Raw genomic sequence first — 15,046 nt, forward strand, 5'->3', positions numbered from 1 at the left:
TGACCCATTTTGGCCCCCAAGGTCGGCACAAACGGGCCACGTGACGGCAGGGAAGCGTTTGGTCCTACTTTACAAATCCCGCGGATCGCGCAGTTTGATCATGAGAAGTCATTCCATACCGCAGCCGTTCTGTGCCATAGCAGCACAATTCCAAAGGGCAGGAGCACACGTGTCGGGTCAAACTCTTCAGGTTCTGCGCAGGGCGTTTCCGATCCTGCTGGGGGCTGTGCTGTTTGCTATGGGCATTTACGCGCTGCTCCATTTGCTGCGTGATGTGGACTCCGGCGCGATCCTGGCCCAGATCAAATCAACTCCGTGGACGGCGCTTTGGGGGGCCATCGGCGGCACGTTTGTCGCCTATGTCGCGCTGGCCTTTTATGACGTTTACGCCCTGCGTTATATCGGGAAATCCTTGTCCGGCGGGATCGTCGCCCTTGGCGGTTTTCTGGGATACGCCTTTGGCAATACGATTGGTGTCAGTGTCGTGTCGGGCGGTGCAGTCCGCTACCGGATCTATTCTGCCTATGGTTTGAATGCGTTCGAGGTTGCGGCTATCTCGGGTTACATCGGGCTTGCGCTTGGGACGGGGCTCACACTGGTCGGATTGGCTGCGTTGGCGGTCCATCCCCACGCCGTGATCGGCTATCTGCCATATGGTCCTATGACTGTGCGTGTCGTCGCGGGCGGTCTCTTTGCTGTGTCCGTTGCGTTGATTGTCTGGATGTCCTTTGCCGACAGGCGGTTGACTGTGATGGGCTATCAGCTGCGCATGCCGCCGCCGCGCGATTTGGGCGGGCAGGTGATCGTAGTGCTCCTCGATATTGCCAGCGCCTCGTTTGCCTTGTGGATCCTGCTGCCTGCGGGCAAGCCGGATTTCGCAACCTTTGTCGCGATTTATTCGACGGCCATGATGGTCGGCGTCCTAAGCCACGTGCCCGGCGGGGTGGGGGTGTTCGAAACGGTTGTGATCGGCACGCTGCCCGCCGACGTTCCTGTGGGGGATGCCGCCGCCGCGCTACTGCTGTTCCGCTTGATCTACTATCTCGTCCCCTTTGCAATTGGCTTTTTGATTGTCGCCTTGAACGAAGCGCGCGTGGCTGGCGGCTGGGTGGGCCGCTTGCTGTCCCGCCTGCCAGCGCCGATGCAGCCCGCGCTGTCGACCTTGCACGGGCTCGTGCCGTCGCTGACGGGGTTGGTGGCCTTTGGATACGGGATTTATCTGCTCGCGATTACCATGATCCCGTCCGTGCGGACCGACGCAATGGCCGAAGGCGATCTGATCTCCACACTGCTCCGCGAGGGCGGCACGCTCGCTTCTGCCGTGGCAGGGGTTACGCTCCTGATCATCGCGCACGGCCTCGCGCGGCGGGTGTCTTCGGCCTATTGGCTGGCGATTGTGACACTCTTGGGCGGCGCTGCGGGGGCGCTGCTGGACGGTGGCAACTGGCCAAGTGCGCTCGTCCTCTCGCTTGGCGTCTTGGCGCTGTTGCCCCTGCACAAGTCCTTTGACCGCCACGGCCCGCTGACCCAAGGCGTCTTTGGCCCGCGTTGGTTCCTGATGATGACGGCGGTGGTCTGTGCCACGGCGGCTTTTGCCTACTATGTGAACCGCACGGTGCCCTATACCACCGATCTCTGGGTCGAATTTGCGCCGGATTCTGACACGCCTCGGGCGCTGCGATCTGGGCTGGCGGCGTCGGCAATGCTGCTTTTCTTCTGTTTGTTCTTGGCTTTGCGCCCCACACAGCAGCGCAGCGGCTCGGCACCAGACCCGATGGCCCGCGCGGCCGCCATCTTGCAGCAGACCCAAGATCCCGCAGGCTGGCTGGCCCTGACCGGAGACAAAAAGCTGCTCTTTTCCGAGCAGAACGATGCCTTTTTGATGTATGCGGTGTATCGCGGGCGCTGGGTGGCCTTTGGTGATCCGATTGGCAACCCAGAGCGGTTTGCAAGCCTTGGGGCGCAGTTCATTGATCAGGCGGCGCGGGCCAATGCCCGACCAGTGCTGTATGGCGTCAGTCAGGCGCATTTGCCGATCTGGACCGATCTGGGCTTTGGTATGAACCGGATCGGGGACGAGGCCATCGTGAACCTGAAGGGTCGCGGCACAACACCCCCGACTGACCTGACCTTCGAGGTCCTGCATCCGCCGCACAACCACGTTTTCACAGAGCTCAAAGAGGTGTCTGATGCGTGGCTTCACGGTGCCTCTGGGCAGGACAAAAAATTCTCGGTCGGGCTGTTCGCACCCGAGTATTTGTCGAATTTCGAGATTGCGGTGCTGCGCCGCGCAGGCCAGATCGTGGCGTTTGCCAACCTGCTGCCGGCCAATAACGGCCAGACCCAAGGCGTCGATTTGCTGCGATATCGCCCCGAAGAAGGGGCAGAGATCATCGGCACCCTGCTGTCACATTCTATGGCCTATGCAGCCGAGACGGGCGCGCAGTATTTCAGTTTGGGCATCGCGCCGCTTGCAGGTCTGTCGGACAAAACAGTGGGCCGGACATGGAACCAGTTTGGCCGCTTGATCTATCGTCACGGCGGCGCGTTCGACAGTTTCGAAGCGTTGCGCACTTTCAAGCAGTGGTTCGACCCCGAATGGCACCCGCGCTATGTCGCGCTGCCACCAAACGTCTCGCCTTTGGTGATCATGAGCGACATGGCATCCTTGGTGTCCGGGTTGCCTCGGCGTCAGCGGTTGCGCCAATCAAAGACCTCGTGATCTGATTCCCGCAGGGGATCGTTGTCCTATTCTTTCAAAATGATCGCGTTTGGCGCACCGCTCCCAAGCGGCTCGAAACACCTGATATCCCCCGAATGATATAGGAAAATTCCACGAAATCGGGCCCTAAACTTCAGGTCTATATCCGTTCTTGACGTAAAATCTAACATTCCGACGATTATCAACCTGCCTGTTTTTCGGTCATCTTTGGGTCAATCTCAGACGCACTAACGGAGCACGACGATGTCCTCGAACGACCTGTACAGCTTTACCTTCGACAACACTGGCGCCATCACAGCCGTATTCGAAGTCTCTCATAATGGCACACTTGAGGCTGAGGGGATCGATTGGGACGAGACCTACAGCCTGCTTGATGGCTATGTGGTCAAGACCGAAACCGAAAACGGCCAGACCGAGTACGAAATCTACGAAGAGGACGCGACTACCGGCTACTGGCGCGAGATCGCAGAAGGCTACGGCACCGTCGACAGCACCACATTGGCGCAGATCGTGGCGGCCGGCACGACGTCTTCCAGTTCTGACGACGACGATGGCTCTGACGACGACCACGACGGGTCGGGCGACGATCACGGTGGCCTTTCGGGTGATTTGTACAGCTTTGTGCTGGATGCAACAGGCACGTCTGTGACTGCAGTTTACGAGGTCGAAGACGACGGCTCCCTTGAGCAGGAAACCATCGACGCAAACGAAACCTATACCGTTTCGGGCGACTACGTGGTCGAGGTTGAGACCTATTCCTATGGGACCGAATGGAGTGTCTATCAGCTAGATGCCACCACTGGCTATTACGCCGAGGTTGCAGAAGGCGAGGGCACACCTGACCTGACCGACATTGACGCTCTTGTCGCGGCCTACGTGCCTGGTTCCTACACGCGCTACCACGACGACGACAGCTATGACGGGTCGGACGACCGCGACGACTTTGAGGGCAACTCGGACGACAACCGTTTCGTCGGAAACGGCGGCCACGACCGGATGCGCGGCAATGGCGGCAACGATGACATGGACGGTGGCCGTGGCAAAGACCGTCTCTTTGGCGGTGCGGGCGACGACACGATCTCTGGTGGAGAGGGCCGCGACATGATCAAAGGCGGCGCGGGCAATGACAGCCTTGCGGGCGAGGCTGGCAATGACCGCCTGTTCGGCAACGGTGGAAATGACACGCTGGACGGCGGCGATGGCAAAGACCGCCTGAAGGGCGGCGCCGGCAATGACGTCTTGGATGGCGGTGCGGATAACGACCGTCTGTTCGGGAACGCGGGCGATGACACTCTGACCGGCGGTGCGGGCGAAGATCGCTTTATCTTCAAAGACGCCGATGGCGCTGACACCATTTCGGACTTCGAGATCGGCGTGGACCTGATCAAGATCGATACGGAACTGGAAGAGACTTTCGCGGATATCACGATCACAGACAGCGGTGCGGATGCGCTCGTGACCTACTCGGGGGGCAGCATCACGCTAACCGACGTTGATGCCACTCTGCTGACGGCGGACAGCTTCGACTTCTGATCGGGCCGCGATCCTGAAATCCAAAAGAGGCTCCTTCGGGGGCCTCTTGCGTTTTGTCGCATGGGGGTGCATGCCTCGGGCACTGTACCTTATTGAAAGACTCGGCAACTCAGCTGGCGCAGTTCAGGAGCGTACCCATGGTTCAAATTCGAAACGGTTTTCTGGCCTGCGTTCTGTCGGGGATGGCTGCGCTACCCGTCGGGGCGGCTGGGCCCTTGGATACGGTCGAGGCGCTGGGAGAATCTCTGTTCTTTGACACCAACCTCTCTGCGAACCGGACACAGGCTTGCGCGACCTGCCACGATCCCGAGAGCGGGTTCGCCGATCCGCGCGGAATGGCATCCATCGGGGATGATGGGGCGTCATTCGGGGACCGCAACGCCCCCACGCTGACCTATGCCGCCCTGACGCCAGAGTTCGGGCGCAACAAGGATGGACGCTGGCATGGTGGCCAATTCTGGGAGGGACGCGCCGCGCGGCTCGAGGATCAGGCGGGCGGACCGCCCCTGAACCCGATCGAGATGGGGATGCCGGACAAAGCGTCTGTGGTGGACCGCCTGAAAGAGAACGAAAGCTACGTTGCGGCCTTTGGATCGCTGTACGGCGAAGGGACGCTGGATGATGCCGACGCTGGCTTTGCAGCCATGACCGCTGCACTCGCCGCATTCGAACGCACGGGCCAGTTTCAGACGTTTGACAGCAAGTACGACCGCTACCTGCGCGGCGATGCAAAGCTGACATCCGAAGAGTTGTTGGGCGAGACGCTGTTCTTTTCCCAGCAGTTCACCAACTGCAACATGTGCCATCAGCTCAATGAACGGCCTGGGGCAGAGGGCGAGACCTTTACCAACTACCAGTTCTTTAACATTGGCGTTCCGCGGAATCCTGACCTTCGGGCGCTGAACGGGATCGGGATGGATGTCTTGGACGCGGGCTTGGGCGCGCACCCCAAACTGAAGGAAGACGGCCACCGCGGGAAGTTCAAAGTACCCACTCTGCGCAATGTCGCTGTGACGGCTCCTTACATGCACAACGGAGTGTTCGAGGACCTGCGCACGGTCGTTCTGTTTTACAATAAATACAACTCTGTGTCCGAAGCCCGTCAGATCAACACAGAGACCGGAGAGCCATTTGGCCCGCCGCCCGTGCCGGAAACGTTGGCCGAGGTGGAGTTGACCGAAGGACCGGCTCTTAAGGATCGCGAGATCGACGCGATTGTTGCGTTCCTCAAAACTTTGACCGACGCGCGGTACGAGCATTTGCTGGCCGACTAGGCGCAGCGCTTACGCATTTAGCGCGGCGATGTCGTCTGCATGCAGCGTGATGGCTTCGAGGCCTTTGGGCGTGACGATGTAGCGCCCGCGTTCAGGCCGCTCAAACCAGCCATAGTGATCGGCCCGCAGGATTTTGCCCGCTGTCGTCACCCCTGTGGCGCGGGCGATCTCGGCGGGTGGGCAAGGGTCTTTGCCGGCCATGTAGACCAGACAGCGCAAGGCATCCTGCCGATACGCTGTCATGCGTTTGGTGCCCGTTGTGCCGCCCTTGTTCGGGTCGCCCACGCGGCGCTCGAATTCGCGCAGCAGACGGCCAAGCCGCTTGGTGTTTTTGCGCGGCGTATAATCCTCGGGGTCCAAATGAGCGGTGACGCTGCATTTTTTCACGTCGACGGCCAGCAGCCCCAGCCCTAAACGGCGGCACAGACGCGTGATGTCTTTGTATCGTAGTTTCCACCCGCGATCGCTGGACACAGGCACTGCCAGATATACCGTGTCGCTCACAGTCTGACGCTCGACCCCCTGAAAGATCAGAGCGAGCGAAAAAGTCGTTTTCAGCTCCACGATCACAGGCGGCTCTTCGCCGCGCACGGCCATGACATCGCAGGCTCCGATCTCGGCTTTGACGGTGTAGCCTTGGCCTTCGAGATAGTTTTTGACAGGTTCATAAAGGTCGGCTTCGCGCATGGGGCCGAGGTAACAGCGCATCTGCAGGATCGTCAACGTCGCACGCAAAAGACACTGAGCGGACGCGCCGGCCTGTGATACCCTGGGGTTGTATATTGCCAGAGGGAAAGCGCGATGCGCGTTACGCAGGTACTGATCGGCACGACCAAAGGGGCTTTCTTGTTGCATGGGTCGGTGGACCCCGATGGATGGACCGTCTCGGGCCCACATTGCGATGGGTGGCCCATTCATCATGTCATTGGCGATCCTGAAACAGGGCATCTGTGGGCGGGGGGCGGCGGCGATTGGTCCGGCGCTGGTGTCTGGCGTTCGACCGATGGGGGCCAGACATGGACGCTGGCAAGGCTGACCAAAGGCATGATGGATGACTGGGCCGAAAATGACCCTGATTTCGCGCAGATGGTCGGCTGGACTTCCGAGCCGACGCCCTTTGGCGAGGAATTTTCGCAAGTCTGGTCCATGGCGGTCGCGCACGGCGTTGTCTATGCGGGAACGAAGCCTGCGGGACTGTTGGCCAGCCATGATGGCGGTGTCACTTGGCAGAAGGTGTCAGGGCTGACCGATCACCCATCACGTCCCGATTGGAATGGTGGCGCTTCGGGGCTCATTTTGCACAGCATCGTCCCAAGCCCGGACGACCCCCGGAAAATGTGGGTGGGCATCTCTGCCGCTGGGGTCTTTGCTACCGAAGATGGCGGCGCGACATGGGAGCGGCGCAACCGGTTGGCCAATGCAGCGGCCTGCACCCATCACCACCATCCCGCGGCTCCTAAGGATGGTGAAACAGGCCACTGTGTGCACAACATTGCTCATGGTGCGGGGCAGGGGGACCTGCTGTACCAACAGAACCACCACGGTGTCTGGCGCTCTGTTGATGGTGGCCGCAGTTGGGAGGATGTGACCGATGGCTTGCCCTCGACCTTTGGCTTTCCGATTGGGGCGCATCCCCGCGATCCGCAGACGGCATGGACGATCCCCTTGAACGGTGACACGCAGGGTCGGTTCCCGCCTAACGCTGCCGCTGCTGTGTGGCGCACGCGCGATGGTGGGCAAAGCTGGCACGCCATGCGCCAAGGACTTCCACAAACCGCCTGCTTTTTTACGGTGCTGCGGCAGGCCATGGCGGTGGATCCTGCCAGTCCGGCAGGGGTGTATTTCGGCACCAACAGCGGATCGGTCTTTGCCAGCTTTGACGAAGGGGACAACTGGCACGAGATAGCCCGCCACCTGCCCACCATTCAATCTGTCGAGGTGCTGGGGCCCTAGGCTGGGGCCATCTCTTCTGCGACGACCTGCGCAACCGAGGGGCGTTCACTGCAGCGCGCCACCCAGTCGCGAATGCGGGCATTGTCGGGCACCATATGCGGCATCCATTGGAACGGGCTGGCGCATAGCAAATCCGCCGCAGAATAGTGCTTACCAAGCAGATACGGTCCCTTCTGAAGCGCACGGTCGAGGCTGGCGATGACATCGTCAAAACTGCCATAGGCCCTGATCAACTCAGGCGTGGCCTGATCCAGCATAGTCATGATGAAAACCGGCTCCATCACCCCTTGGTAATAGGACAGCCAAGCGAGATAGGCTCCGCGTCCCGGTTCGCCGACCTTTGGCGCCAGTCCGGCGTCGGGGTATTTGTCCGTCAAGTACAGCACGATGGCTCCGCGTTCGCGCAAATGTTCGGCGCCGTCGACCAGATAGGGCACGCGGCCTTCGGGGTGGGGGTTCTTGGGATCGGGCCCCCCCGATCCATCGGGGCGCCGGACGGTGACGGTCTGCACGTCGATCGTCGGGTCCAACTCGCGTACAAGTGCCAGAATGGACGAAGAGCGCGACATCGGGGCGTGGTAGAGCGTGGTCATGGGATTGTGTCCTTTCGGTTGTAATAGGACTCTTCTAATCTGGCCCTGCTGACAATTCCTGTCAGGAGGATGCCATGGCCCGTACAGATCGTTTGATGCGTTTGATGGATGCGCTGCGCCGCACACGCGGGCCTGTCACTGCACAGCAATTGGCTCAGGAAACGGGTGTTTCTAACCGCCAACTCTATCGTGATATTGCCACGCTGCGCGCAGGCGGTGCACTGATCGACGGCGAGGCGGGCTTGGGCTACACGCTGACCGAAGACAGCGCTTTGCCGCCTCAAAGCTTTAGCCGGCTCGAGATTGAGGCACTGGTGCTGGCGCTGTCTGGGTTGGACCAACTGGCCGATCCGGCGCTGACGCGGGCGGGGCAGGACGCGATGGCACGTATCATTGCCACTCTGCCCGACCGTCAGGCGCGGCAGGCCATGAATACCGCCTTGCGCAGCTTTCGCCGCCCTGATGACCGCCCGCCCGTGACTATCGACATGACCCTGCTGCGCGAGGCGATCTGGGAAGAGCACAGCGTCACCTTTCACTACACCGACCTGAAGGGGCGCGGCACCGATCGCGAAGTCTGGCCGCTGGCGCTGTCCTATGGCGAGGGCCATCTGATGCTACTGGGGCATTGCCGGACCCGTATGGATTTTAGGCTGTTTCACGTCCCCAAGATGCAAGATTTGGCGACAGGCACCGAAAGCTTTCGCCCGAGGCGCGTCGCACTTGTCCGCGAATTTGCGCAGACACGGGGTAAACTGCCAGAAGTTCGAAGCTGATCACATCCGTGTGTCCCAACGCTCGCAGGCTCGTACCTCGCGGCCCGCAGGCGTAAGCGTTTGGGCGTGGGCCCCGTCTGGTCTGCTCTGTTGGGGTGCCGCAGATGCACTTTGTCATATTCATCAACGGCGCCGTGCTCATCTTCTTTGGTGGGGCGATGGGGCTGGATGCGATCCTTTTTCAATCGACAAACCGGATCTTCTTGCTGGGTGGCCTTCTGACAGCCTTTGCGGGCAGCATGCTGACCCTCGCGGCTCGCCAATCGCAGGTGCAGATGGCGCGGCTGGATGCCTTTGTCATGACGTCGTCTGTGTGGATGACAGCGGCTGTCGCAGGCGGAGTGCCCCTATTCCTGTGGGGTATGACCCCAGCAGACGCATTCTTTGAGGCGATGTCGGGGATCACCACCACAGGCTCTACCGTGATGAGCGGGCTCGATAAGACACCCCGTGGGATTATCTTCTGGAGGGCCATGCTTCAGGCGGTCGGAGGCGTCGGCTTTGTCGTAACTGCGATTGCGGTTATGCCGGTGCTCAAGGTTGGTGGCATGCAGCTGTTTCGCACCGAAAGCTCTGACAAAGGTGACAAGGAGATGCGAAACGCGGCCATGTTCGCGGCGGCCACGTTGCGGGTTTATCTGGCGCTGATCACGCTTTGCGCTCTGTTATATCTGGCGGGGGGCATGTCGCTTTTCGATGCGATCACCCATGCGATGACCACGCTGTCGACGGGGGGATACTCTGGCTATGACGCGTCTTTCGGTCATTTTCAGAGCCCATTTCTGCAGTGGACCTGCACCGGATTTATGTTGCTCGGGGCGTTGCCTTTTGCGTGGTATATCCGCGTGGTGAACCGGCGCGTGTTCCGCAACGATCAGGTCAGTGCAATGCTCTGGTGTTTGGCGATTGTCATCCTGCTCCTGACGGCGCGGTTGATCGCGACCTCCCACCATGCCCCGCTCGAGGCGCTGCGGCTTGTGGCCTTCAACGTCGTTTCTGTGGTGACAACGACGGGTTACGCAACAGCGGACTATACGGGGTGGGGGCCGCTCTTTGTTACGGCGTTTTTCTTCCTGACCGCAGTCGGTGGGTGTACCGGATCGACCGCCGGAGGGGGCAAAGCGATGCGCTGGCTGCTGGCTTGGCGCGCCGTGGTGGCCAAGGTCACGAACCTACAGTCCAAGCACCGCGTCACCCGCATTAAGTTTCAGGGGCAAGCCGTTGAAGAAGATGTGTTAAATGGCGTTGTTGTCTTCTTGGTGTTCTATTTTGCGACGTTCCTTATGTTGACCATCGTACTGGCGTTGTTGGGACTGGATTTGGAGACTGCAACAAGCGGCGCCCTGACCGCTTTGGCGAATGTGGGGCCCGGGGTTGGGTCCCTCATCGGACCGGCTGGAAACTTCGCCGCGCTTAGTGATGCGGTGAAGACTGTTCTTGCGTTCGGAATGTATCTGGGACGGCTGGAGATGCTGACGGTTCTGGTCTTGTTCACTCCAGTGTTCTGGCGTGAATACGGGCTGCACTTGCGCCCGCCTCGCTGACACGGCGCGTAGGTTTCCATTTACAGACCAAGAGCCGCGGGCGTATCCTGTGCGCGACTGTTGCATCCCGTGCGGCAGTCAAGGTGCAAGCCCGTCGGCGAAGCAATGCGGGAGGAGAGGATCAATGACACCAACCGGATGGCGCAGCTTGTCAACATTGCGTCAATATCGGGATTGCGCGCATCAACCTTGCGCGCGGCCTGTGCCACATCCAAAGCTGCCGTAATACCGCTTATAAAACAGCAGGCCGTAGAGCTTGGCGAATATGGCACCTGCGCCAACGCCGCTGACTGGCGCGCATGCGCACCAAATTGTCGGTCGGATCCCAAGCGCGCATCGAAGCCATGTCGCTAAACCGCTCGGGGCAAAGCGCTGGAGCACCGAGGTCATCGTCTTTCTCTGCTCGGATCGTGCCAGTGACGGAATTGCGCAAATGGATGGCCGCTGGCGAGGGGGTTGGACAGCACCAGCGGCTGCCACCTAAATGCCGCTAAAGATACAGGGCGTGGCCGTCCGGCCGCGTTTGAACTCATTTTACATAGGTCTCTATGACACAGATTTCCGCGCGCTCGAATGTCAAAGGGATCGCTCTTATGACGCTCGGGATGTTTAGCTTCGGCTCTGCTGATACGATCGCCAAATTCATGACGGGCGGATACCACCCCATGCAGATCGCAGGCATACGGCAATCCGGCCTGCTGATCGGTGTCCTGCTTTTTGTGCTGCTCACGCGCACCAATCCGCTGCGTACCAAGAAACCAAAGCTGCAAGTGTTTCGCGGGCTTTGCGCGACCGTGTCGGGCGTGCTGTTCGTCGTTGGTCTGCGGTACATCCCCTTGACCGACGCCAGTTCGATCGCCTTTGTCGCGCCGTTCTTTGTGACGATCCTAGGGGCTGTCTTTTTGGGGGAATACGTCGGTGTGCGCCGAATTGTGGCGATCACGATGGGATTTGTCGGCACTTTGGTGATTATCCGGCCGGGCTTTGACAGTTTTCATCCAGCCTACCTCATCGTCGTATTCTCTGCCTTCCTGTTTGCCACGCGGCAGGTGGTGTCGCGCTCTTTGGCTGGGGTAGACTCCACTGTGACCACGGTTGCCTTTACTGCGATTACCAGCGTGTGCCTCTTGGCGGTGGTGCAGCCCTTTGTGTGGAAGCCTGTCGCCCAAGAAGACATCCTGCTTTTCGCCATCTATGCGGCGTGCAGCGGATTTGGCGAGCTTTTGGTGATCAAGGCGCTCGAGATTTCCCAAGCTGTGGTTGTGGCGCCCTTGCAGTACACCATGATTTTTTGGACGACGGGCTATGGCTACCTGATCTTTGGCAACCTGCCGGATATGTTCACGGTCATCGGCGCTGGCATCATTGTCGCCTCGGGGCTTTATACTTTGCTGCGCACCAAAGCGCGGGTGCCGCGTGTTGGACCGTTCTAAACTGAAAGCCTTGGTCGCCATTGTTCAGCGACCAAGGTAGTCGAGCGGGAAACGATCAGTGGGCTTTCTTGCCGAGCAGACCCATGACAAAGCCGACCAGCGGGATCAAAACCGCGCCGACCGCCAAGCCGATCAAACCGTCAAGGAAAGCCGTCACGAACCATTCCAACGCACCTTGGAACTGCACGACCATCTGCGAGAGGTTGACCGCAATGTGGTGGATGAAATCATAGGGGCCGTGGACGCCCAACTCGTGCAGACTGTGGACCAGAATAGAACCGCCCACCCAGATCATCGCTGCAGTGCCGACAACGATCAGAACGTGCATCAAGATGGGCATGGCGCGAACGATGAACCGGCCCACAGCGCGCGTTGCACCAAGCCGACCGTTCTTTGCCAACGACAGACCGACATCGTCCGCTTTGACGATCAGTGCCACGGCGCCGTAGACGACGATCGTGATCAGCAGCCCGGCGACGGCCAGTACGGCTGCCTTCATGATCAGGCTTTCCTCGGCTGGGACCGCAGACAGCACGATGGTCATGATCTCGGCCGATAGAATGAAATCCGTCTGGATTGCGCCTTTGACCTTGTCGTCTTCCATGGTCTTGCCGGCGGCCTTTTCCTTGATCGCGTCGGCTTGATCATGGTGCTTGGGGCTGATGGCGTGCCAGACTTTCTCTGTGCCCTCATACGCCAGATAGCAGCCGCCAATCATTAGCAGGGGGTAGACGAGCCACGGGGCAAAGATCGACAGCAGAAGCGCCGCAGGCAGCAAAAGCACCAGCTTGTTAAAGAGCGAACCCTTGGTGATTTTCCAGACGATGGGCAATTCGCGCTCTGGCTTGAAACCGTGCACGTATTTGGGGGTCACTGCGGCGTCGTCGATCACCGCACCTGCTGTCTTGGTCGAGGCTTTGACAGCCTGTCCCACCACGTCATCCACCGAGGCAGAGGCCACTTTGGCAATAGCTGCCACGTCATCCAGTAGGGCGATCAATCCGCTCATGAGGTTCTTCGAAGTCCTAAATCGTTATCTCTGGTGTATAGCCGAGCCGTCCGCAGCGGTCACGCCACCAGATTTGTCTGCGTCATGCTTTGCGCGTTCCGGCGCAGATAGCGGTGGGCCAGGGCGAGCTTGGTTTTGACCTGATCGGTTAGAATAAATGGATAGAGATCAGGAAGATCCAGCGCGCGGTTCACGTGGTTGATCGCGAGGGTCGCGTCTACCGCCATGCGGATGAGTGTGTCGGTATCACCAGAGGCATAGGCGTCAAACCCACTGTCAGGCCCGCCTTGGACATGGATGCCAGCCGCTTGGGCGCTGTCCAACAGATCGACCAGGTGCAAGAGATGCGCCGTGGTTTCAGCCCAGTCCTCGTGCGGGTGAGAGGTCGCGTAGCTGGTGATATGGGTTTGCCCTGCGGGGGCGGGGTTCTCGTAGTGGACTTTCAGTGCTTCGCCGTAGTCGGCGCGTTCGTCACCGAACAGATCGCGGAACTCGGTCAGGAACTGCTGATCTTCGGACAGGCGCAGGAACAGGAAGTGCGCCATCTCGTGGCGCATGTGGCCGACCATGGTTCGGTACAGCTCGCCTAAAGCTGCGCGGCGGCGGGCCAGAATGACAGGGCTTGCCTCGGTGACGTTGATGGTGATCTCGCCATCCGCGTGGCCCATGATCACGTTTTCTTTGCCCTCTGTCGTCTTTTCGCCAAGCAATTGGAAGACGGGCCGAGCGCCAGAGTCGGAGGCATCGAACCAACCCCAGCGGCCCAAATTCGCCAGCATCCAGCGTTTGGCGGCCTCGGTCTGGGCCCACAGACTGACATTTTTCGGCAGTTCAATGTCCGGCACGGTCTCGGTCATCGCGCAGGATCGGCAGAATTTCCCATCAGTCGCAGCCCAGTTGCAGTTGATCTGTTCGCGGTTTGCACAGACCGGCGCGTTGGTGGTCATCACCTGCGCTTCGGGGTCAAACACGAGCGTCTGCCCACAGGTGCAGGCGAGATTGTCGAAATAGACGCGGCGGGAGCAGGCGGGGCAGTGGAAAATTTGCATGTCAAAACTCAGGGAGAGAAGGTGTATCCGGCTCAACCTATAGCAGGTCGCTCTGGTTCCGCATGCCCTTAGTTTTCGACAAGAGGATGAAGTCAGCCGGCGCATCGCAAAAATGCGCCGGCTGTGTCGATTAGTTCAGCGCTTTGTCGGTGATCGCGTGGGTCCACGCGCCTTCGGGCTCTTTGGTGATCACGGGGTCAGAACCGCCGCCCATCAGAGTCTCGACGGTGCGGGTGTAATCCGCCTCGTCCAGAGCGCCGTTCGAACCTGCGGTCAGCTTCGCCACTTCGCCCATCATGCGGACCTGATGGCTTAGGGTCTGCGCGCCGGTTTCATCGTATTCCAGCACGATTTCGGCGGCCGCTTCGGGGTTCTCTTCGGCCCATTTCCAGCCCTTCATCGAGGCGGCCACGAAGCGCACCATCTTGTCCTCGAACGCGGGGTCGCCAAGGTTCTCTTCCAGAACGTACAGGCCGTCTTCCAGTGTCGCGACGCCCTCGTCCTCGTACTTGAAGGTGATCAGGTCATCCTCGGAGATGCCCGCATCGATGACCTGCCAGTATTCGTTATAGGTCATGGTCGAGATACACGCCGCCTGACCCTGCAGCAGAGGATCGACGTTGAAGCCTTGCTTCAGGACTTCGACGCCCTCTTCGCCGCCATCGGTCGGGATCTCCAGCTTCGACATCCACGACAGGAATGGGTACTCGTTGCCAAAGAACCAGACGCCAAGTGTCTTGCCGGGGAAATCCTCGGGCGAGGCGACGCCGTTCTCTTTCAGACAGGTCAGCATCATGCCCGACGATTTGAAGGGCTGCGCGATGTTCACGATCGGCGCGCCGTTTTCGCGGGCCGCGAGAGCTGAGGGCATCCAGTCCACCATCACGTCCGCGCCGCCACCCAGCAGCACCTGAACGGGGGCAATGTCGGGGCCGCCCGCTTTGATTTCGACGTCCAGATCGGCCTCTTCGTAGTAGCCGTTTTCCAGCGCCACGTAGTAGCCTGCGAACTGCGCCTGCGTGACCCACTTCAGTTGCAGGGTGACATCATCGGCGGCAAACGCGCCGGTGGCCATCGCGGCCAGAGATACAGCACTGGTCAGTAGAGTTTTCATGTGAACAACCTCCGAGTTGTGGTGCCGGATTTCCGGCTTTTTGTGA

General features: G+C 60.0%; 12 protein-coding genes. 7 read left to right on the forward strand and 5 right to left on the reverse strand.

Annotated features, from left to right (window positions below; genetic code table 11):
• Window positions 1-169: 169 nt before the first annotated feature.
• The 3 genes from mprF (at window position 170) to BM225_RS00620 (ending at window position 5,529) form a co-directional block, all read left to right on the forward strand.
• Window positions 170-2,722 (forward strand): bifunctional lysylphosphatidylglycerol flippase/synthetase MprF, encoded by a 2,553-nt coding sequence (mprF, locus tag BM225_RS00610; RefSeq protein ID WP_072706019.1) that lies wholly within the window; start codon window positions 170-172, stop codon window positions 2,720-2,722.
• Between the two features lie 243 nt (window positions 2,723-2,965).
• Complete coding sequence (locus tag BM225_RS00615; protein ID WP_072706020.1) at window positions 2,966-4,255, forward strand: calcium-binding protein; 1,290 nt, start codon at window positions 2,966-2,968, stop codon at window positions 4,253-4,255.
• Between the two features lie 137 nt (window positions 4,256-4,392).
• Window positions 4,393-5,529, forward strand: coding sequence for a cytochrome-c peroxidase (locus tag BM225_RS00620; RefSeq protein ID WP_072706021.1), 1,137 nt, complete (start codon window positions 4,393-4,395; stop codon window positions 5,527-5,529).
• Between the two features lie 9 nt (window positions 5,530-5,538).
• Here the strand turns inward: BM225_RS00620 and BM225_RS00625 are convergent, their stop codons facing one another.
• A complete protein-coding gene (locus tag BM225_RS00625; protein WP_072706208.1) occupies window positions 5,539-6,237 on the reverse strand; it encodes a DUF2161 domain-containing phosphodiesterase in 699 nt (232 codons plus the stop codon).
• A 93-nt stretch (window positions 6,238-6,330) separates the two neighbouring features.
• Here BM225_RS00625 and BM225_RS00630 point away from each other — a divergent pair, with 93 nt between their 5' ends.
• Window positions 6,331-7,482 carry a WD40/YVTN/BNR-like repeat-containing protein gene (locus BM225_RS00630; protein ID WP_072706022.1) on the forward strand — a complete coding sequence of 384 codons (1,152 nt, stop codon included), beginning with the start codon at window positions 6,331-6,333 and terminating at the stop codon, window positions 7,480-7,482.
• On the opposite strand, the gene BM225_RS00635 is transcribed toward BM225_RS00630, so the two are convergent.
• Window positions 7,479-8,075 carry a glutathione S-transferase family protein gene (locus tag BM225_RS00635; protein WP_072706023.1) on the reverse strand — a complete coding sequence of 199 codons (597 nt, stop codon included), beginning with the start codon at window positions 8,073-8,075 and terminating at the stop codon, window positions 7,479-7,481. The genes BM225_RS00630 and BM225_RS00635 overlap by 4 nt on opposite strands.
• 74 nt (window positions 8,076-8,149) lie before the next feature.
• On the opposite strand from BM225_RS00635, the gene BM225_RS00640 reads away from it, so the two are divergent.
• The 3 genes from BM225_RS00640 (at window position 8,150) to BM225_RS00655 (ending at window position 11,828) form a co-directional block, all read left to right on the forward strand.
• Window positions 8,150-8,851 (forward strand): helix-turn-helix transcriptional regulator, encoded by a 702-nt coding sequence (locus tag BM225_RS00640; protein ID WP_072706024.1) that lies wholly within the window; start codon window positions 8,150-8,152, stop codon window positions 8,849-8,851.
• 104 nt (window positions 8,852-8,955) lie between these two features.
• Window positions 8,956-10,395, forward strand: coding sequence for a TrkH family potassium uptake protein (locus tag BM225_RS00645; RefSeq protein ID WP_092463646.1), 1,440 nt, complete (start codon window positions 8,956-8,958; stop codon window positions 10,393-10,395).
• Window positions 10,396-10,943: 548 nt separating this feature from the next.
• On the forward strand, window positions 10,944-11,828 hold the full coding sequence (locus BM225_RS00655; RefSeq protein WP_218157034.1) for a DMT family transporter: 885 nt from the start codon (window positions 10,944-10,946) through the stop codon (window positions 11,826-11,828).
• Window positions 11,829-11,883: 55 nt separating this feature from the next.
• Here the strand turns inward: BM225_RS00655 and BM225_RS00660 are convergent, their stop codons facing one another.
• The 3 genes from BM225_RS00660 to BM225_RS00670 all read right to left on the reverse strand — a co-directional run bounded on the left by BM225_RS00660 (window position 11,884) and on the right by BM225_RS00670 (window position 15,000).
• Entirely contained in the window at window positions 11,884-12,837 is a 954-nt protein-coding gene (locus BM225_RS00660; RefSeq protein ID WP_072706028.1) for a DUF808 domain-containing protein, read from the reverse strand.
• Window positions 12,838-12,896: 59 nt separating this feature from the next.
• Window positions 12,897-13,886 carry a zinc-binding metallopeptidase family protein gene (locus tag BM225_RS00665; protein WP_072706029.1) on the reverse strand — a complete coding sequence of 330 codons (990 nt, stop codon included), beginning with the start codon at window positions 13,884-13,886 and terminating at the stop codon, window positions 12,897-12,899.
• Between the two features lie 130 nt (window positions 13,887-14,016).
• Window positions 14,017-15,000 (reverse strand): ABC transporter substrate-binding protein, encoded by a 984-nt coding sequence (locus BM225_RS00670; protein ID WP_072706030.1) that lies wholly within the window; start codon window positions 14,998-15,000, stop codon window positions 14,017-14,019.
• Between the last annotated feature and the right edge of the window lie 46 nt (window positions 15,001-15,046).

This window comes from Donghicola eburneus (genome assembly GCF_900115865.1).
Classification (GTDB): domain Bacteria; phylum Pseudomonadota; class Alphaproteobacteria; order Rhodobacterales; family Rhodobacteraceae; genus Donghicola; species Donghicola eburneus.